The organism is Mesorhizobium sp. M0663, assembly GCF_040320585.1.
In the GTDB taxonomy this organism is placed as follows: Bacteria; Pseudomonadota; Alphaproteobacteria; order Rhizobiales; family Rhizobiaceae; genus Mesorhizobium.
In genome coordinates this window covers 1-14232 of the sequence record NZ_JAMYPX010000062.1, presented here as the reverse complement: position 1 = coordinate 14232, position 14232 = coordinate 1, and the positions used below count along the sequence as shown (strand labels likewise).

Below are 14232 nucleotides of genomic sequence, written 5' to 3'. Positions count from 1 at the left end.
GTGAGCTATGCTGGAGATTGGGGTGACGAGGCTGATCAAGCCTTCCAACAGTACCAGCCTGATCAATTACAGCGAGAGCTACCGGTCCGGAGATCGCATCAGCCCCTCTCTGCATAGGCACGCGGCCGCCTGAATTGCCGATTTCGCTCAGCTGCTGCTGAATGGCGACGGCTTGCCGCGTATTCAGGGCCCTATGCGTCTCCGCTGGCCACAGCGCTGGTGAATGTTCATTGTTGGGACGACTCACTCGGGTGGCAGGTGGTTGCATGGTCAAGCTCATCCGGCGAAGGGCGGATCTGCTGTTGGCTGGCAGCCAAGACTGGGGGCGGCGGCCCGAAATCCGGCGTCCCAGAGCTTGCGAAAGCCTCCGACACGCTTCTGTTGAGGTCATCCCGTCCATCGGGCATCCCTGGGTTGCTGAAAAAAGATGAGGCGGCTTGATGATCCTGCCCTCGCTGAAGCACCTCGCGAGCCCCCCTGTTCCAGTCGCAGAAGCTCCTCTGGATTGGTTGGCGGCTCGTCAGCTCGACCATCGAACAGCGGCCGGGGCGCCTCGGACACGTGCTGCTCAAAGCCCACTCGCCGGGCTTGGCCCGCTTGCCCCTCTTCCAAGCCGGCGTCCTGCACCTGCGACAAAGCTGTTACACGGGATGGATTTTTTCGCGGGGTCCACACCAGCCTCACATCAAACTGTATCGTCAAAGTCCTGCGCCAATTCACACAGCGGGTCATCGAGTTGAGATTCGGCGGAGAGCGCCTCCTCTGCTCCCGTCAAGGGCGCCGGCTCCGGGAGGGCGCCTGTCTGGCGTTCAAAGATGCGTTTCAGAATGCGATCCGAGAAATAACGCACCTTCCTCAATTTTAATGGTGGCAGACCTTTGATGAGAACAATCTCGTAGTCGTCATCGAGCAGCCGAACCTGTTCGGGACGCAATAGCGGTGCACCTTGATGTGAATTCTGAATGGTCCAGTCGAACGTTCGCGCCTGGCTGTGGGAAATCGATTTTGCTTCAAACGTGTATTCACCGATGGCCTTGGAAATGTAGTTCGGAGTCTCGTCATCAGCCGTGGCCATGAACACTTGCAGTCCGGTATTGCTGAGAAAATTCTGCTTGCCAGCCTCTCCATAAGCCCCCGTCAGTGCCGAAAGGCTTTGGATGATGAGCATGAAACGCCCCTTGTAGCCCGCGATAGTCGTGATTGCGGTCTCGATCGCCTCCAGCTTACCCAAGTGCTTGAACTCGTCGAGCAGGAAGAGAACCTCGTGCTTTTCATCCCGGCGGGCCAGCGACCGCTGCAGAATTGAAACGATTTGCTGAAAAAACAAGCGTATCAAAGGCGCGATCACCTCAAGGTCGTTCGGACCAACGCAAAGATAGATGCACGTTCTGCGACGGCGAAGATCATAGACCGAAAAGTCCGAGCGACTTGTGGCCGCCTTTACAGCGGGATCCGCCCACAGGTTGAGCCCGCCATCGCCGAGCACGGAAGTGTAGGAGGTTAGGATTTTCGTATCGTTCCCCGCCATGTCGTCGAAGATGCGTTGTGCCTCTTTGTTCTGAGTCTCCATGGCGAGTCGCGCGAAGAGCTTAAACTTCTCCCCCGGCTGGGCGAAGAGGTCATAGACGGCGCCGATTGTTGGCGTGCCCCGCTCGATGCAGGCAAGGATTCCCGCGACAAAGATATCTCGCGCGCCGCTGACGAAACCTTCCGCGCCCTCCCCCTTGGCCGTAATCAGGTTTGCGGCCAAGCGGCGGGCTTCGGTGAATTGCTGCTGTGGAGGCAGCGCTATAAGATCCAACAGCGGATTGTAGCAGTTTGTGCGCCGCTCCGAATCCAGCGGCGCGAATTTAAACACGTCGTCACCTGCGGCTTTGCGCGCCCTCGAGGTGAGCTCAAAGAGCTCCCCCTTGACGTCCAGAGCTATCACCGAGCCTTTGAATGTAAGTAGCGTTGGAATGACTATGCCGACGCCCTTGCCAGCGCGGGTCGGTGCAACGATGAGGCTGTGAGGCTGCTCGCCATTGGTCAGGTAGTAGCCAGGCCAGAAAGGGCCACTTGTCTTCCCAAACACCGGCCCTGTCACGCCACGGTATCGTCGCAGATATCCCGTGCGTCGCATTTCATCCACTCGAGCCCAACGAGCCGTCCCGTGGTGTTCGAGCTTGCGGCGCAATACGATCTGCTGAATCAGCAAGACGACCGCGGACGTCGAGAGCACGATAGCCGCGCCCCGATAGAAAACGGGGGTTGCGAAACCCAAATAGAAGGGCGTCTCAAACCAAAAGGCACGGACATCAAACGCCATCAGAGCCTCGCCGCTGCCGCCGTGGCGGAAGGTTGCGTAAAGACTTGCCGCACAGAAGCCCACGGCGAGTGAGCACGCGATGCTAATGGCTATGTTGGGGGGCGTCGTTTTTGTTGAAAGCATTGTTCCATTGCCGGATTAGCCGTAGCTAATGCTGCGCGTGCTTCAGAGACCGAACCGGCGTCGCGCGATGTCGCCGCTCGACAGATCGATGCCGCAGTGGGTGGTGCGATGCTTGCAGCGCATCACCCGGCAGACGTGGTTTTTGAAAGTTACACTAAGCAGGTACGTCAACGGCCAGCGAATTGGAAACGGCAAGGCCGCAGACGGAATCGGGAGAGAAAGCGTCACTGTACTGGCCGAGACATCAACGGCCGGAGCGATCTCTGCTTCTGGTGGCCTCCATTAGGTCCTCTCGGGCGTGATTGTAGGCTTGGCTTATGGACCGCCCGACTTGAGCACCCCGCTGCAGCTGTTCATAGGAGGTTTGCGGGCCTACTGTATCACGGACTGCAGTCTCAATACCTGCTATGTGGCCGTCCAGATTCGCACTCCGTTCCTCTGCTGCATGCTGCGGCGGCGGCATGTGCGGCAAGATGTCTTGCATGCCGGGAAAAACTGAGTGAGCTTGGGCCTGTTGATTTGCGTCGAACTGGTGATACATGTTGAGAATAGCATTGGATGCCATGTTTCTGACATTGCCATCCGGATCAGAAGAAGCCAATCCAATGGCCTGATCAAGAATGCGAGATTTGTTTTCCTCAGTAAACTTACTGAAGTGTGGCGCAACGTAATAAGCTCCGAGAGCTTGCGACGGCGGATCCATGTTGCCAATGCGATTAACAATAGCATCTTGCAGCCCTGGCGTTAGGTAATCGCCTAGATTACTGGCCGCTCCGACTTTCTGCAATGCTATGTCATCCGTGCTGTACCCCAATTCGGCTGTTAATGTCGCGGCCAGATTGATGGCTGATCGTCCAAGCCGATTGGTCCGCCTTTCAAATCTCGCGAGGTCAGTTTCTGGCCCGGGTTGAGTGCCCCGAACGGCTGTTCGCTCGTGCGTCCCGAGGCCTTTGAAGCCCCCAAGATTTCGCGCTGTATCGCGCGGGTTAGCGGTTACCAGCCGTTCTGCAACATCGCTCAATGGCCCCTCTGGAACGTCACGGAGGCTACTGCTCCCCACGCCTTGAGATGATCTTGCAGCTGCACGTGCCCGTTTGTTATCGCGATCCATTGCTCGCCTCCAAAGTAGTTATTCTACCCAATGAGGTTACCACCGAAGCTTGACCTGCTAAACCGATATGATGTTACAGTTGTAGTATGGCAAAGGGTTCCCAGCTCTGTGGGTCTGCCAAGTGCCCGTCCAAGCCGAAGAAAATACGATGAAGCTGGCACCAAATGCGATGTGAACTGCCCCGGGCATTCCGGTGGCCGTTTCGTTTGAGTCACGCGGCTATGGCTGGTTCATCCAACATGGCGTAGTAGCGTTCCTCGGCTTCGGCCGGCGGGATGTTGCCGATGGGCTCCAGCAGCCAGCGATTGTTGAAGCAGTCGACCCATTCGAGCGTGGCGAACTCGACGGCCTCGAATGAGCGCCAGGGTCCGCGTCGATGGATCACCTCGGCCTTGTAAAGACCGTTGATCGTTTCCGCGAGAGCATTATCGAAAGAGTCGCCGACACTGCCCACTGCGGGTTCGACGCCGGCCTCCGCCAAGCGCTCGGTGTATTGAATGCTGACGTGTTGGGCGGATTCACCGGTCCTCGCAACACCAAGGGATTGGAGGTTGCAATGACGGTTCACCAACGCGCTTCAGATCGGTGCACTCGAAAGAAGCTAGATTCGCCCGGGCGTCCGCCTGCCTGGCAGCGTGAGAATCGCTTCCGGTTCTGGCAAGCTATTGCCTTGGGACATTCGAGCGAGGAGGCCGCACTGGATGCCGGTACATCAACGCCTCTTGGTCCGCGCTGGTTTCGGAGTGCAGGAGGGATGCCGCCAACGCATTTGGCGCCGTGGGCGAAGCCGCCTTCGGGGCGATATCTTTCTTTCGGGAGCGCGAGGATATTGCGCTTGAGCTTGCCAAGGGAATCGGCATCCGGGCCATTGCTTGTAAACTAGGTCGGCCGCCGAGCACAATCTCGCGGGAGGTCAGGCGCAATGCCGCGACGCGCAGCGGCAATCTGGATTACCGGCCAGTGCCGCCCAATGGCACGCCGATCGTGAGTCCCGCCGGCCTCCTGGCAAGCTGGCGGTCAATCCGGCTCTGCGTGAATATGTTGAGGAGCGCTTGGCCGGCAAAGTCACCAACCCCAATGGCGCCTCATTCGAGGGCCCCAAGGTGGGTATGGAAAAAACGACAGAGCCGGAGGTGGTCGGCAGCTTGGAGCCCCGAGCAGATCGCTAAATCGGCTTCAGATCGATTACCCAGAGGATCAAACCATGCGGATCAGCCACGAGACGATCTATCAGTCCTTGTACATTCAAGGACGCGGAGCATTGCGCCGAGGACTGACCGCATGTCTGCGTTCAGGCCGAGCGTTGCGCGTACCGCGCGAACGGGCCCGAGTTCGCAACAAGTCCTTCATTGGAGACGCCCTTATAATAAGCGACCGTCCGGCCGAAATTGCCGATCGGGCTGTCCCCGGACATTGGGAAGGCGACCTCATCCTTGGCCTCGGAAGCTAGGCGATCGGTACGCTCGTGGAACGAAGTTCACGCTTCACAATGCGTGCTTCACCTGCCGCGCATGCATGGCTATCAGCAGAGCCTGCGCATCAAGAACGGTCCACCACTTGCCGCCCACGGCGCTGAAGCAGTCCGCAGAGCCATAGCCCGATCCATGGGCAAACTTCCCGAGCAACTGCGTCAGTCGCTGACTTGGGACCATGGAGCGGAAATGGCGCAGCAGCCGACCTGCGCATCGACACCGGGCTCGAGATTTTCTTCTGCGATCCCCAAGCCCGTGGCAGCGAGACTCCAACGAAAACACCAACGGCTTGCTGAGACAGTACTTTCCAAAGGGCACGGATCTCAGTCGGCACACAGCCCGGGAACTGGACGCAGTCGCCCATGCTATCAACACAAGACCGCGCAAAACGCTCGGCTGGAAAACACCTGCCGAACTCCTCGACCAGCTCCTTGGGGGACAGTATGATGCCGGTGTTGCGACGATCCGGTTGAATCCGCCTTGGCTGCCTCTATCGCTGTGATGGATGAGCCCGCCTCCCTGCACGGGCCGCCGATCATGGAGAGCCTGTTCCAGGGCATCGAGAACGAAGGCTGCATGCGCCGTCCGGCTCACCCGCCAGCCGACGATCCGACGGGCATAGGTGTCGATGACAAAGGCGACATAGACGAAGCCCGTCCAGGTCGCGACGCAGGTGAAGTCGGAGACCCGCAGCATGTTCGGCGCGGAGCGTGGAACTGGCGGTTGACGTGGTCGAGAGGGCAAGGTGCGGCCTTGTCGCTCACCGTAGTGCGGATCGGCGGACGATGCCTTCGAGGCCCATGGCCTTCATCAAGCGGGCAACCGTGCAGCGGGCGACGTCGAAGCCCTCGCGACGCAACCGCCGCCAGACCTTGCGAACGCCGTAGACGCGGAAGTTCGCCTCAAACCGTCGGACCTCATCCTTCGAGGCTGTATCCCATCTTGCCCGAGCCGACAGCCGGCAGGGGTCGACGCGCTTGGCGACATGGTCGTGGTAGGTCGACGGGGCGATCGGCAGCACCTTGCAGATCGGCTCAACCCCATGCGCCTTGCGGTGATCGTCGATGAACGCGATCGTGGCCTGTACCGGCGGTCGAGCTTCGCCTGGGCAAAATACGCGGAAGCCTTGCTCTCGTTGGCCTGCGAAGCTCGCGGCTCTCGCGTTCCAGAGCCTTCAGTTTCGTCGCAGCATCCGTGGGAACTCCGGCGCGCACGCCGCCGTCACGCTCGGCTTTCTTGCAGCCGATCTTGGCGGCGATCGATGAAACCGCCGCCCACCGCGACGTATGCTCGCGTTCGTGATCCAGAACCAGCCGCACCGCGGGGGGTCCGGACCGCGGGAGAGAACTTGTTGGTCGCCTTGCTTGTCATGGTTTCACCTTCTCAGGAGTTGATGGAGTGGATGCCCCTCCCGCCGAGCCAGCGGCGTGGCAGAATTGCCATCGCAGAATGGGCTGCGGACAACAGGAGGAACGACATGAACAACGTCACCATCATTGGCATCGATCTGGCGAAGCGCGTCTTCCACGCTCATGGCGCTCACGCCGACGGCGGCGTCGCATTCCGGAAGAGAATGGCTCGCTCTCAGGTCCTCCCGTTTTTGGCCCGACAGCCAACCTGTGTGGTCGCCATGGAGGCCTGCGCGAGCGCACACGAATGGGGCCGGGCAATTCGGGAGCTGGGCCACGAGGTGAGGCTCATCCCGCCCAGCTACGTCAAGCCTTATGTAAAGCGCCAGAAGAACGACACCGCCGATGCCGAGGCCATAGCTGAAGCGGGATCTCGACCAACGATGCGGTTTGTGGCGGTGAAGACGGAAGAGCAGCAAGCGAGGTCGATGGTGTTCCGGACGCGCGACCTCTTGGTGCGCCAGCGCACGCAACTGATCAACGCCTTGCGCGGTCATCTTGCCGAACACGGCGTCATCGCACCGCAAGGTCCGGCTCACCTGAAAACCTTGGCTGCCGCGATTGATGCCGCCGAATCTACGATGCCCCAACTGGTTGTCGACGTTGGTCGCGTCTACTTGGAGCAGGTCGATCGGTTGAGCTGCGAAGTTGCCGAGCTGGAGAAAATCCTCCGCCGCGAAGCCCAGTGCGGGGAGGATACACGCCGCCTTCAGACCATGCCGGGAGTCGGCCCGATCACGGCCATGGCGGTGGAAGCGTTTGCGCCCCCAATGTCGACCTTCAAGCGCGGCCGTGACTTTGCCGCTTGGCTCGGACTTGTGCCTATCCAGCACTCGACCGGTGGCAAGCAGCGGCTCGGCCGAACGTCTAAAATGGGCCAGCGGGACATCCGACGGTTGCTGATCATCGGCGCAATGTCCGTCATCCAGTGGGCCTCCCGCCGCGGTGCGCGGCCAGGATCATGGCTCGCCCGAATGCTGGATCGCAAACCGCTGATGCTGGTTGCCATGGCGTTGGCCAACAAGATGGCTCGCTCGGTATGGGCGATGTTGACAAAGAAAGAGGATTACCGGGATCTTGGCAGCGCGGCAGCATGAGCATGCACTCGGCGACTGCGAGGCCATGATGGGCGGCATGTGAGGAGGTCGTGAACGTCAAGGGCAAATGATCGGTCTGATCGGGATCAGGAAATGCACCGAGGCTCCAAGAGCGAAAAGCTCGTCGAGTTGATTTGCGCCTGATCCGCGTATCTCCATGACGGCCAGCGGCACCTCCGACGCCGCATCACAGGCCTGACACATGACCGCACCCGATCACATGCTCGAAGACGCGAAAGGCACTTGCATGAAACGGGGCATGCCTCCGATCAACCCGGGGCGGCACACAACAAGGGTCACGGATCAATCTGGGCGGGAACCCTAGAGAATCAGCCCTCAGAGCCTTTGGTAATAGACCGACCCCTCGCACCTGTTTGGGCTGGGTGTACAAGTCAGGTTTTCATCAGGTTGGACGAGTATGTCTGGCAGCCAAAGCGCGACCACTTCCGTGCCCGCCCGCTCGTCTGGCAGACACACAAAGGAGAAAGATATGCCGTCAGCTACAAGCAGCGCCATCGTTTCCTGCCGCAGATCATCGCCCATCCGGTCTGGCCCTCCTTCAGGTCCCCTTGAGCCTGTGTCTCGTCGAGGAAATGGCCCGGGAGCGGGATCGTGGTTTCGTATGAGACAATCCGCCGGTGCGGCAACAAATGCGGTCCGCATACGGAGCCATTACCTCGCGGCACTTGATATTGCAGTGCAGCAAAGGTAGAGGGCCGCCCCTTATCGGAGTGTCGTCCATGGTCCTTACCAATACTGGTAGCGAGGCAGAACCCGTCGAACAGTCGAGCCATCCGGCAATCGAACAGCAAAGCCCCAAGGTGCTGATGCTAGGCGCGCTCGGCGTTGTCTATGGCGATATTGGCACCAGCCCGATCTACGCGTTCCGTGAGGCGCTGGTGGCGTCGTCGGGCGGCAATGTCGCCGAGCGCGGCGATATCCTCGGCGTGCTGTCGCTGATCATCTGGTCGCTGACGATCATCGTCACCATCAAGTACATCATGTTCGTGCTGCGCGCCGATAACGGCGGCGAGGGCGGCGTGCTGTCGCTGATGGCGCTGGCGCGCGGCAGTTTCCCCAAGCGCTCGGCGCTGATGCTCGGCATCGGCATCGTCGGGGCATCGCTTTTCTTCGGTGATGCCGTCATCACACCGGCGGTATCGGTGCTGTCGGCGGTTGAGGGCATCAATGTCGTCACGCCGACCTTCCAGCCCTATGTCGTGCCGCTGACACTGGTCATTCTTGCCATGGTGTTTGCGGTGCAGCGCTTCGGCACGGGCGGGGTAGGATTGGTGTTCGGCCCGGTGACGGCGGTGTGGTTCCTGGCAATTGGCCTTTCCGGGCTCAACCACATCATCGCCGATCCAGAAATCCTGTGGGCGGTGAGCCCGCACTACATCGTCGCCTTCCTGATCAATTCGCCCGACGTCGCTTTCGTGACCATTGGCGCCATCTTCCTCGCCGTCACCGGCGCCGAAGCACTCTATGCCGATCTCGGCCATTTCGGCCGCAAGCCGATCGTGCTGGCCTGGCTGGCGATCGTGTTTCCCTGCCTGCTGCTCAATTATGCCGGGCAAGGCGCCTTCGTGCTGGCCAAGAACGGCGTCGTCGGCCATCCATTCTTCGAGATGAACGAAGGCTGGACGCTGATCCCGATGGTCGTGCTGGCGACGGCCGCGACTGTCATCGCCAGCCAGGCGGTCATCTCCGGCGCCTTCTCGCTGACCCGGCAGGCGGTGCAGCTCAATATGCTGCCGCGCCTCGAAATCCTGCACACCTCGGAACGGCAGTCGGGCCAGATCTACATGCCGCGCGTCAATCTGCTGCTGGCGCTGGCGGTGATGCTGCTGGTCGTCGGTTTCGGCGAATCGAGCAAACTCGCCTCCGCCTATGGCATCTCGGTGACCGGCAACATGCTGGTGACGACGGTGCTGCTGTTCGTCGTCATGACCCGGATCTGGAAATGGCGGCTGTGGGTGGCGGTCGCCATGACGGCGCTGTTCGGCTTCATCGATGTCGGCTTTTTTGCCTCCAACATCGTCAAAGTGTTCGAGGGTGGCTGGGCTTCGCTGGCGGTGGCCTTCACCATTGTGCTGGCTATGTGGACCTGGGTGCGCGGCAGCCGCTATCTGTTCGACAAGACCCGCCGCAACGAAATCCCGCTCGATTTCCTCACCGGCAATCTCCTGAAGAAAAAGCCGCAGCTGGTGTCCGGCACCGCGGTGTTCCTGACGAGCGATCCACTCAGCGCGCCAACCGCGCTGATGCACAGCCTGAAGCACTACAAGGTGCTGCACGAGCAGAACGTCATCCTTTCGGTGGTGACCGCGCCGCAACCGGTGGTGCCCGACAGCGACCGGGTCAACATGGAGACGGTCAACGAGCTGTTCATGCGGGTGACGCTGACCTTCGGCTACATGGAGCAGCCGAACATCCCGCGCGCGCTGGCGATCTGCCGCAAGCAAGGCTGGAAGTTCGACATCATGACGACCTCGTTCTTCCTGTCGAGGCGCTCGCTCAAAGCCTCGCCCAATTCGGGCATGCCGGTGTGGCAGGACAAGCTGTTCATCGGCCTGGCACGCACGGCCGCCGATGCGACCGAATATTTCCAGATCCCGACCGGACGCGTCGTCGAGATCGGAACGCAAGTGACGATTTAGGGCATGCCGCGGTTGAGAAGAATCGGTGCTGTCACATTGAATGAGCGTTAAGGAAATTCAGGTAGCAGCGCGCCCGGCACTGTAAGTTTCAGCGGCTTGATGCAGCGATAGCTGGCCGGGACGGCTGTCACGCTGTGGCGACACACGCGATTTTGTTCAGATTTGCATGGGGGCGTTACGCAGGTCTCGATGTTGAGCCGATTACAGCGCATTGCAGGGAAAGTGAGCAGGTCGGCAATCGGATCATGGATGGAAACGAACCGCTGAACCTGGCGTGCCGACTTGAAGCGTTTCATGATCCTTTCGCGTCGTCGGGTCGGCTGGTGCGAATTTTCCGCTCGATTATTCAGGCCTGTGTGCGACCGGTGTTCGACGCCGGGCATGAGGTCGCGCATGGCGGCATCATAGGATCGGAGCTTGTCGGTGATCATGATCCGTGGTGTCCGCCCTTGAGCTTTCAGCAACTTGCGCATCAGACGCTTTGCCGCCTTCATTTCGGCGGCTTTGTACCAGCACTTCGAGGACGAAGCCGTCCTGATCGACGGCACGCCAGAGCCACTGCTTCTTGCCACTGATAGCCACGACACATTCGTCGAGATGCCATTTGTCGCCCAGGCAGCCGGCTGATATTGATCTCCTGGGCGAAATGCCGTCCGAATTTCTCCGCGCAGCTTCGAACGGTCTGATGCGTGACGATGATGCCGCGGGCCGCCAGCATGTCCTCAACCATGCGCAGGCTGAGCGGAAAGCGAAAGTAGAGCCATACCGCGTGCGCAATGATCTCGGGGGAAAGCGGTGGCGACCATAGAGCGGACCACGAGCAACTTCTGACATGGCCCAATGTACGGACATCTTCATAAGCTGTCGGTTGACTTTACGGTGCCGCGCCAAGCGAGCAGCATCCGGCCGGCGGGGCCGACCCCGTCTCCCGGCCGTGAGCAGAACGGCATCACGCAGGGGCCGCTTCATCCTCGACGCGGCCAGCCTGCTTTGCCGTTACCGCCGCCGCCGAAAGCGCCAGGCGTTGCCGCCAGGCGCCGGTCCGCCGGCAGCGGTTCGTCTCCACCGATGATCCGATTGCCAACCAATTCCACTTTCCCCCATACCTGCGTAACGCCGCTATGCAAATCTGGACAAAATCGCGTATGTCGCCGCAGCATGACAGCCGTCCCGACCAGCTATCGCTGCATCAAGACGCTGATATCTTTACAGTGCCCGCACGCCTCTCGCGCGCCAACGGCCAGTCGGTGTCGCGAATTGAGGCGCGCTGAAGCCGTCCGGCTCAGCCGATCATGGCGCTTCGGTTGCCGGGTTCGAGGTCGTGGCCTCTGCCGCTGCGCGATTCTAGCAATTGCGCCTTGGAGAGCTCTGCTTCAGCCTCGGCGAGGCATGGCTCGGCTGCGGTTCTCTGCCGCAGAAGGTCCGATTGCGAATTCTTGACGTTGTCACGACGTAGGCGAGCGGCCTTGGCGAATGTCGGATAAGCGAAATGATTGACATCGGAGATGCCGGCCTTCGTTTCCTCGGCGTTTATCTGGAAGTCCAGTTCTCGCGCCATGCGTTCGAAATCGGCAATCATGATGTCTAGCTGGTGCAACTGTCGCCGCTTCTCATTCACCTGAAATTGCTTCAGTCGGACCAGATTACCTCGTGGCTTCATGACTTCGGTACTCCGGTGCCCATTTCGTCCAATCAAACCGCTCTCTCCCCTTGACGTTAGGCCTACAGCGACTCTCACGTTTTCTGCTGCGAGCGGAAACATATTTTCCAAAATCCTTGGCCGATGGCTATGAGTTCAATGCATCGACAAGCATGCGAGCGGGGGACTTAAGGGGCGGTAAAAAAAGGCGGAATAGGGCGATTTTCACAATGTCTGCATATGAACGCGTTGAGACCTGCGGCGGGCTTGACACACAAAGCAATCGTCAAGACTTGCGACATGGACGCCGGGGGGCATGAATACGCCCGCCGTCAGCTATACGCCCCCCGATTTCCGCCGCCTATTATCGCCCACGCGGTCTGGCTTTATTTCCGGTTTCCGCTGAGCCTGCGCCTGGTTGAGGAAATGCTGCTGGAACGCGGCATCGTGGTTTCGTATGAGACAAGTCGCCGGTGGGGCATCAAGTTCGGGCTGGACTGCGCTCGCTGCTTGCGCCGCAAGCCGCCGTGCCGGAATGATGTCTGGTACCTGAACGAAGTGGTCGTCACCATCGCCCGGCAAAAAGCTTTGGTTGTGGCGCGCCGTCAACCAGGATGGATATGTGCTGGACGAAATCGTGCAAAACCGCCGCAACACCAAGGCCGCCAAGCGCTTGCTGACGCGGCTGTTGAAGAAGCAGGGGCTCGCGCCGAAGCGCATGATCACCGACTAGCTGCGCTCGTATGGAGCGGCAAAGCGACAGGTGATGCCGGACGTCAAGCACCGGTCGCACAAGGGTTTGAACAACGGAGCGGAGAATTCCCATGTGCCGCCGCGAAAACGGGAGCGGATGATGCAGGGGTCCGATCGCCGGGAGGCCTGCAACGCTTCGTCTCGACCTTGTCAGCCCTCCGCAACTTCTTCGTCCCGCCCCGCCCCAAACGTTCTGCTCTCGCCATACATGTTCATCGCCTCAGCGCGATGGTGCTGGTGCTATCACGACGCGTTTGTACCGCTCGACCTACGCCACAGGTGCCGACGCTGTGACGAGCTTCGTCGGTCGCGTGTCGAGTGACGGCACCGGGGACAATTATCGTCGACCGCAGTCCATTGCCCAGACCAAGGCGCTTCTCGGCGTCGGCACGATGGCAAATCGCAGCGTCACGATCTCGGCCGCTGCCCCTTCTGGCGGCGTGGACGGTGATTTCTAGGTGCAGCCGTAATGGCCCTTTACGTCAAAGCCTCCGGGGTCTGGGGGGCGGCCAGCGCCGTCTGGGTGAAAATCTCAAGCCTCTGGACCAAGGCTCGACAGGTCTATGTGCGCAGCTCGGGCGTCTGGGAGAAAATGTTCCCGATAGATCTGGTCTTCAATGGCACTCACGAAGACTCGACTGCCACGACCGTTTACACCCACACCAGCATTCCGCTTCTTGTCGCGCCACACGCTAATCGTCGTGTCATCGTGACAACTGAGACCACTGACACCGAAAGTGCAGTGACCGTCAACAGTATGACGATTGGGGGTGTGGCTGCCACCCTTCTCGCTCAGGTGGAAAGCATCTTCAATTCTGGTGTGGTCTATCTGTCAGTGTGGTCAGCCCTCGTGCCAACCGGTACGACGGCAACGATCGTGACCACGTATAGTGAGAGCGTGTTCCGTGACTACATGTCGGTCTATACGACCACCAATTGGGATGGTGTGGTGGGCACTGTTGCCTCTGACAACAATTGGTGGCCTGACAACGACCGTCAGCATTGGTGCCCTGGGCGCAGCGATCGCAATTGCGGGCAACGCCACCAATGGGGGCATCGGCACTGCGACATGGACCGGGCTGACCCAACAGTTCTCAAACACACCAGTCACGAATAGAAACCACAGCGGAGCAATGGCCATAGCTACCGCCGCCCAAGCTGGCCTCACCGTAACCTGTGCCTACAGCACTACTCCAGCACTTGCCGCACTGCTGGTGGTTCCGCTTAACATGTCCTGCCCAGGCCAGGGGTGCGCAACTCCTGACTGGCGACGGCGTCGGCGACATGCCTTACGGACTCGTATTGCCAGAGCTTGTAATCGTCGACAAACCAGCCAAGTCGGCTCTCGATCGCCGTAGCAAGCTCGTTATAGTCGAGGCTGTCGAGGCCGAGATCCCGCATTCTGGTTGTCATCGACACCTCTACGTTTTCGGCAACTAGAGCGTTGAGGGTTTTGAGAACCAGTTGTTCAATTTCAAGTAATGTCGTCACTAATACATACCTTTTGCTTGCAGATTCAGGTAATGCAACCCTGATCGGGGCGCAACCCCCAAAGCGAGGTGTGCCGTTGAAACATGTTCTTGTCATTGACGATGATGCCGCAATGCGGCGCCTCATCGCCGAGTATCTCACGATGCATGCCCTGAAGGTAACCGCAGTC

The 14232-nt window shown here is 59.8% G+C and carries 8 protein-coding genes, 7 pseudogenes and 1 other annotated feature; of the genes and pseudogenes, 7 read left to right on the top strand and 8 right to left on the bottom strand.

Going from position 1 to position 14232, the window contains the following annotated elements; all coding sequences use genetic code 11:
• Positions 1 to 685: 685 nt before the first annotated feature.
• From virD4 to NKI54_RS35400, 3 genes and pseudogenes are all read right to left on the bottom strand, one after another.
• Entirely contained in the window at positions 686 to 2431 is a 1746-nt protein-coding gene (gene virD4 / locus NKI54_RS35410) for a type IV secretion system ATPase VirD4 (RefSeq protein WP_023709052.1), read from the bottom strand.
• A 244-nt stretch (positions 2432 to 2675) separates the two neighbouring features.
• A complete protein-coding gene (locus NKI54_RS35405) occupies positions 2676 to 3542 on the bottom strand; it encodes a hypothetical protein (RefSeq protein ID WP_352694455.1) in 867 nt (288 codons plus the stop codon).
• A gap of 211 nt (positions 3543 to 3753) precedes the next feature.
• Positions 3754 to 4053 (bottom strand): annotated as a pseudogene (locus tag NKI54_RS35400) (integrase core domain-containing protein); the annotation flags it as partial.
• 45 nt (positions 4054 to 4098) lie between these two features.
• On the opposite strand from NKI54_RS35400, the pseudogene NKI54_RS35395 reads away from it, so the two are divergent.
• Positions 4099 to 5516, top strand: a pseudogene (locus tag NKI54_RS35395) (IS30 family transposase).
• On the opposite strand, the pseudogene NKI54_RS35390 reads toward NKI54_RS35395, so the two are convergent.
• A pseudogene (locus tag NKI54_RS35390) lies at positions 5495 to 6385 on the bottom strand (IS3 family transposase); the annotation flags it as partial. The pseudogenes NKI54_RS35395 and NKI54_RS35390 sit on opposite strands and share 22 nt — an antisense overlap.
• Positions 6018 to 6134: a sequence feature (AL1L pseudoknot), on the bottom strand. (Overlaps the previous pseudogene by 117 nt.)
• Positions 6386 to 6491: 106 nt before the next feature.
• Between NKI54_RS35390 and NKI54_RS35385 the strand changes: the two are divergent.
• Both NKI54_RS35385 and NKI54_RS35380 read left to right on the top strand, forming a co-directional pair.
• Complete coding sequence (locus tag NKI54_RS35385) at positions 6492 to 7520, top strand: IS110 family RNA-guided transposase (protein ID WP_352487770.1); 1029 nt, start codon at positions 6492 to 6494, stop codon at positions 7518 to 7520.
• A gap of 740 nt (positions 7521 to 8260) precedes the next feature.
• Positions 8261 to 10180 (top strand): potassium transporter Kup, encoded by a 1920-nt coding sequence (locus NKI54_RS35380; protein ID WP_352694453.1) that lies wholly within the window; start codon positions 8261 to 8263, stop codon positions 10178 to 10180.
• 156 nt (positions 10181 to 10336) lie between these two features.
• On the opposite strand, the pseudogene NKI54_RS35375 reads toward NKI54_RS35380, so the two are convergent.
• The 3 genes and pseudogenes from NKI54_RS35375 to NKI54_RS35365 all read right to left on the bottom strand — a co-directional run bounded on the left by NKI54_RS35375 (position 10337) and on the right by NKI54_RS35365 (position 11840).
• Positions 10337 to 11014 (bottom strand): annotated as a pseudogene (locus NKI54_RS35375) (IS6 family transposase).
• A 50-nt stretch (positions 11015 to 11064) separates the two neighbouring features.
• Positions 11065 to 11228: pseudogene (locus NKI54_RS35370) on the bottom strand (DUF1403 family protein); the annotation flags it as partial.
• A gap of 234 nt (positions 11229 to 11462) precedes the next feature.
• Positions 11463 to 11840 carry a hypothetical protein gene (locus tag NKI54_RS35365; protein WP_023785264.1) on the bottom strand — a complete coding sequence of 126 codons (378 nt, stop codon included), beginning with the start codon at positions 11838 to 11840 and terminating at the stop codon, positions 11463 to 11465.
• Between the two features lie 295 nt (positions 11841 to 12135).
• On the opposite strand from NKI54_RS35365, the pseudogene NKI54_RS35360 reads away from it, so the two are divergent.
• The 3 genes and pseudogenes from NKI54_RS35360 to NKI54_RS35350 all read left to right on the top strand — a co-directional run bounded on the left by NKI54_RS35360 (position 12136) and on the right by NKI54_RS35350 (position 13689).
• Positions 12136 to 12866 (top strand): annotated as a pseudogene (locus NKI54_RS35360) (IS6 family transposase).
• Positions 12863 to 13030, top strand: a complete 168-nt coding sequence (locus NKI54_RS35355) for a hypothetical protein (RefSeq protein ID WP_156941828.1) — start codon at positions 12863 to 12865, stop codon at positions 13028 to 13030. Before NKI54_RS35360 ends, NKI54_RS35355 begins: the two are co-directional and overlap by 4 nt.
• Before the next feature lie 11 nt (positions 13031 to 13041).
• Positions 13042 to 13689 (top strand): hypothetical protein, encoded by a 648-nt coding sequence (locus tag NKI54_RS35350; protein ID WP_352694451.1) that lies wholly within the window; start codon positions 13042 to 13044, stop codon positions 13687 to 13689.
• Positions 13690 to 13796: 107 nt separating this feature from the next.
• Here the strand turns inward: NKI54_RS35350 and NKI54_RS35345 are convergent, their stop codons facing one another.
• Positions 13797 to 14159 carry an acyl carrier protein gene (locus NKI54_RS35345; RefSeq protein ID WP_280938698.1) on the bottom strand — a complete coding sequence of 121 codons (363 nt, stop codon included), beginning with the start codon at positions 14157 to 14159 and terminating at the stop codon, positions 13797 to 13799.
• Between NKI54_RS35345 and NKI54_RS35340 the strand changes: the two are divergent.
• Positions 14140 to 14232, top strand: a pseudogene (locus tag NKI54_RS35340) (DNA-binding response regulator); the annotation flags it as partial. The gene NKI54_RS35345 and the pseudogene NKI54_RS35340 overlap by 20 nt on opposite strands.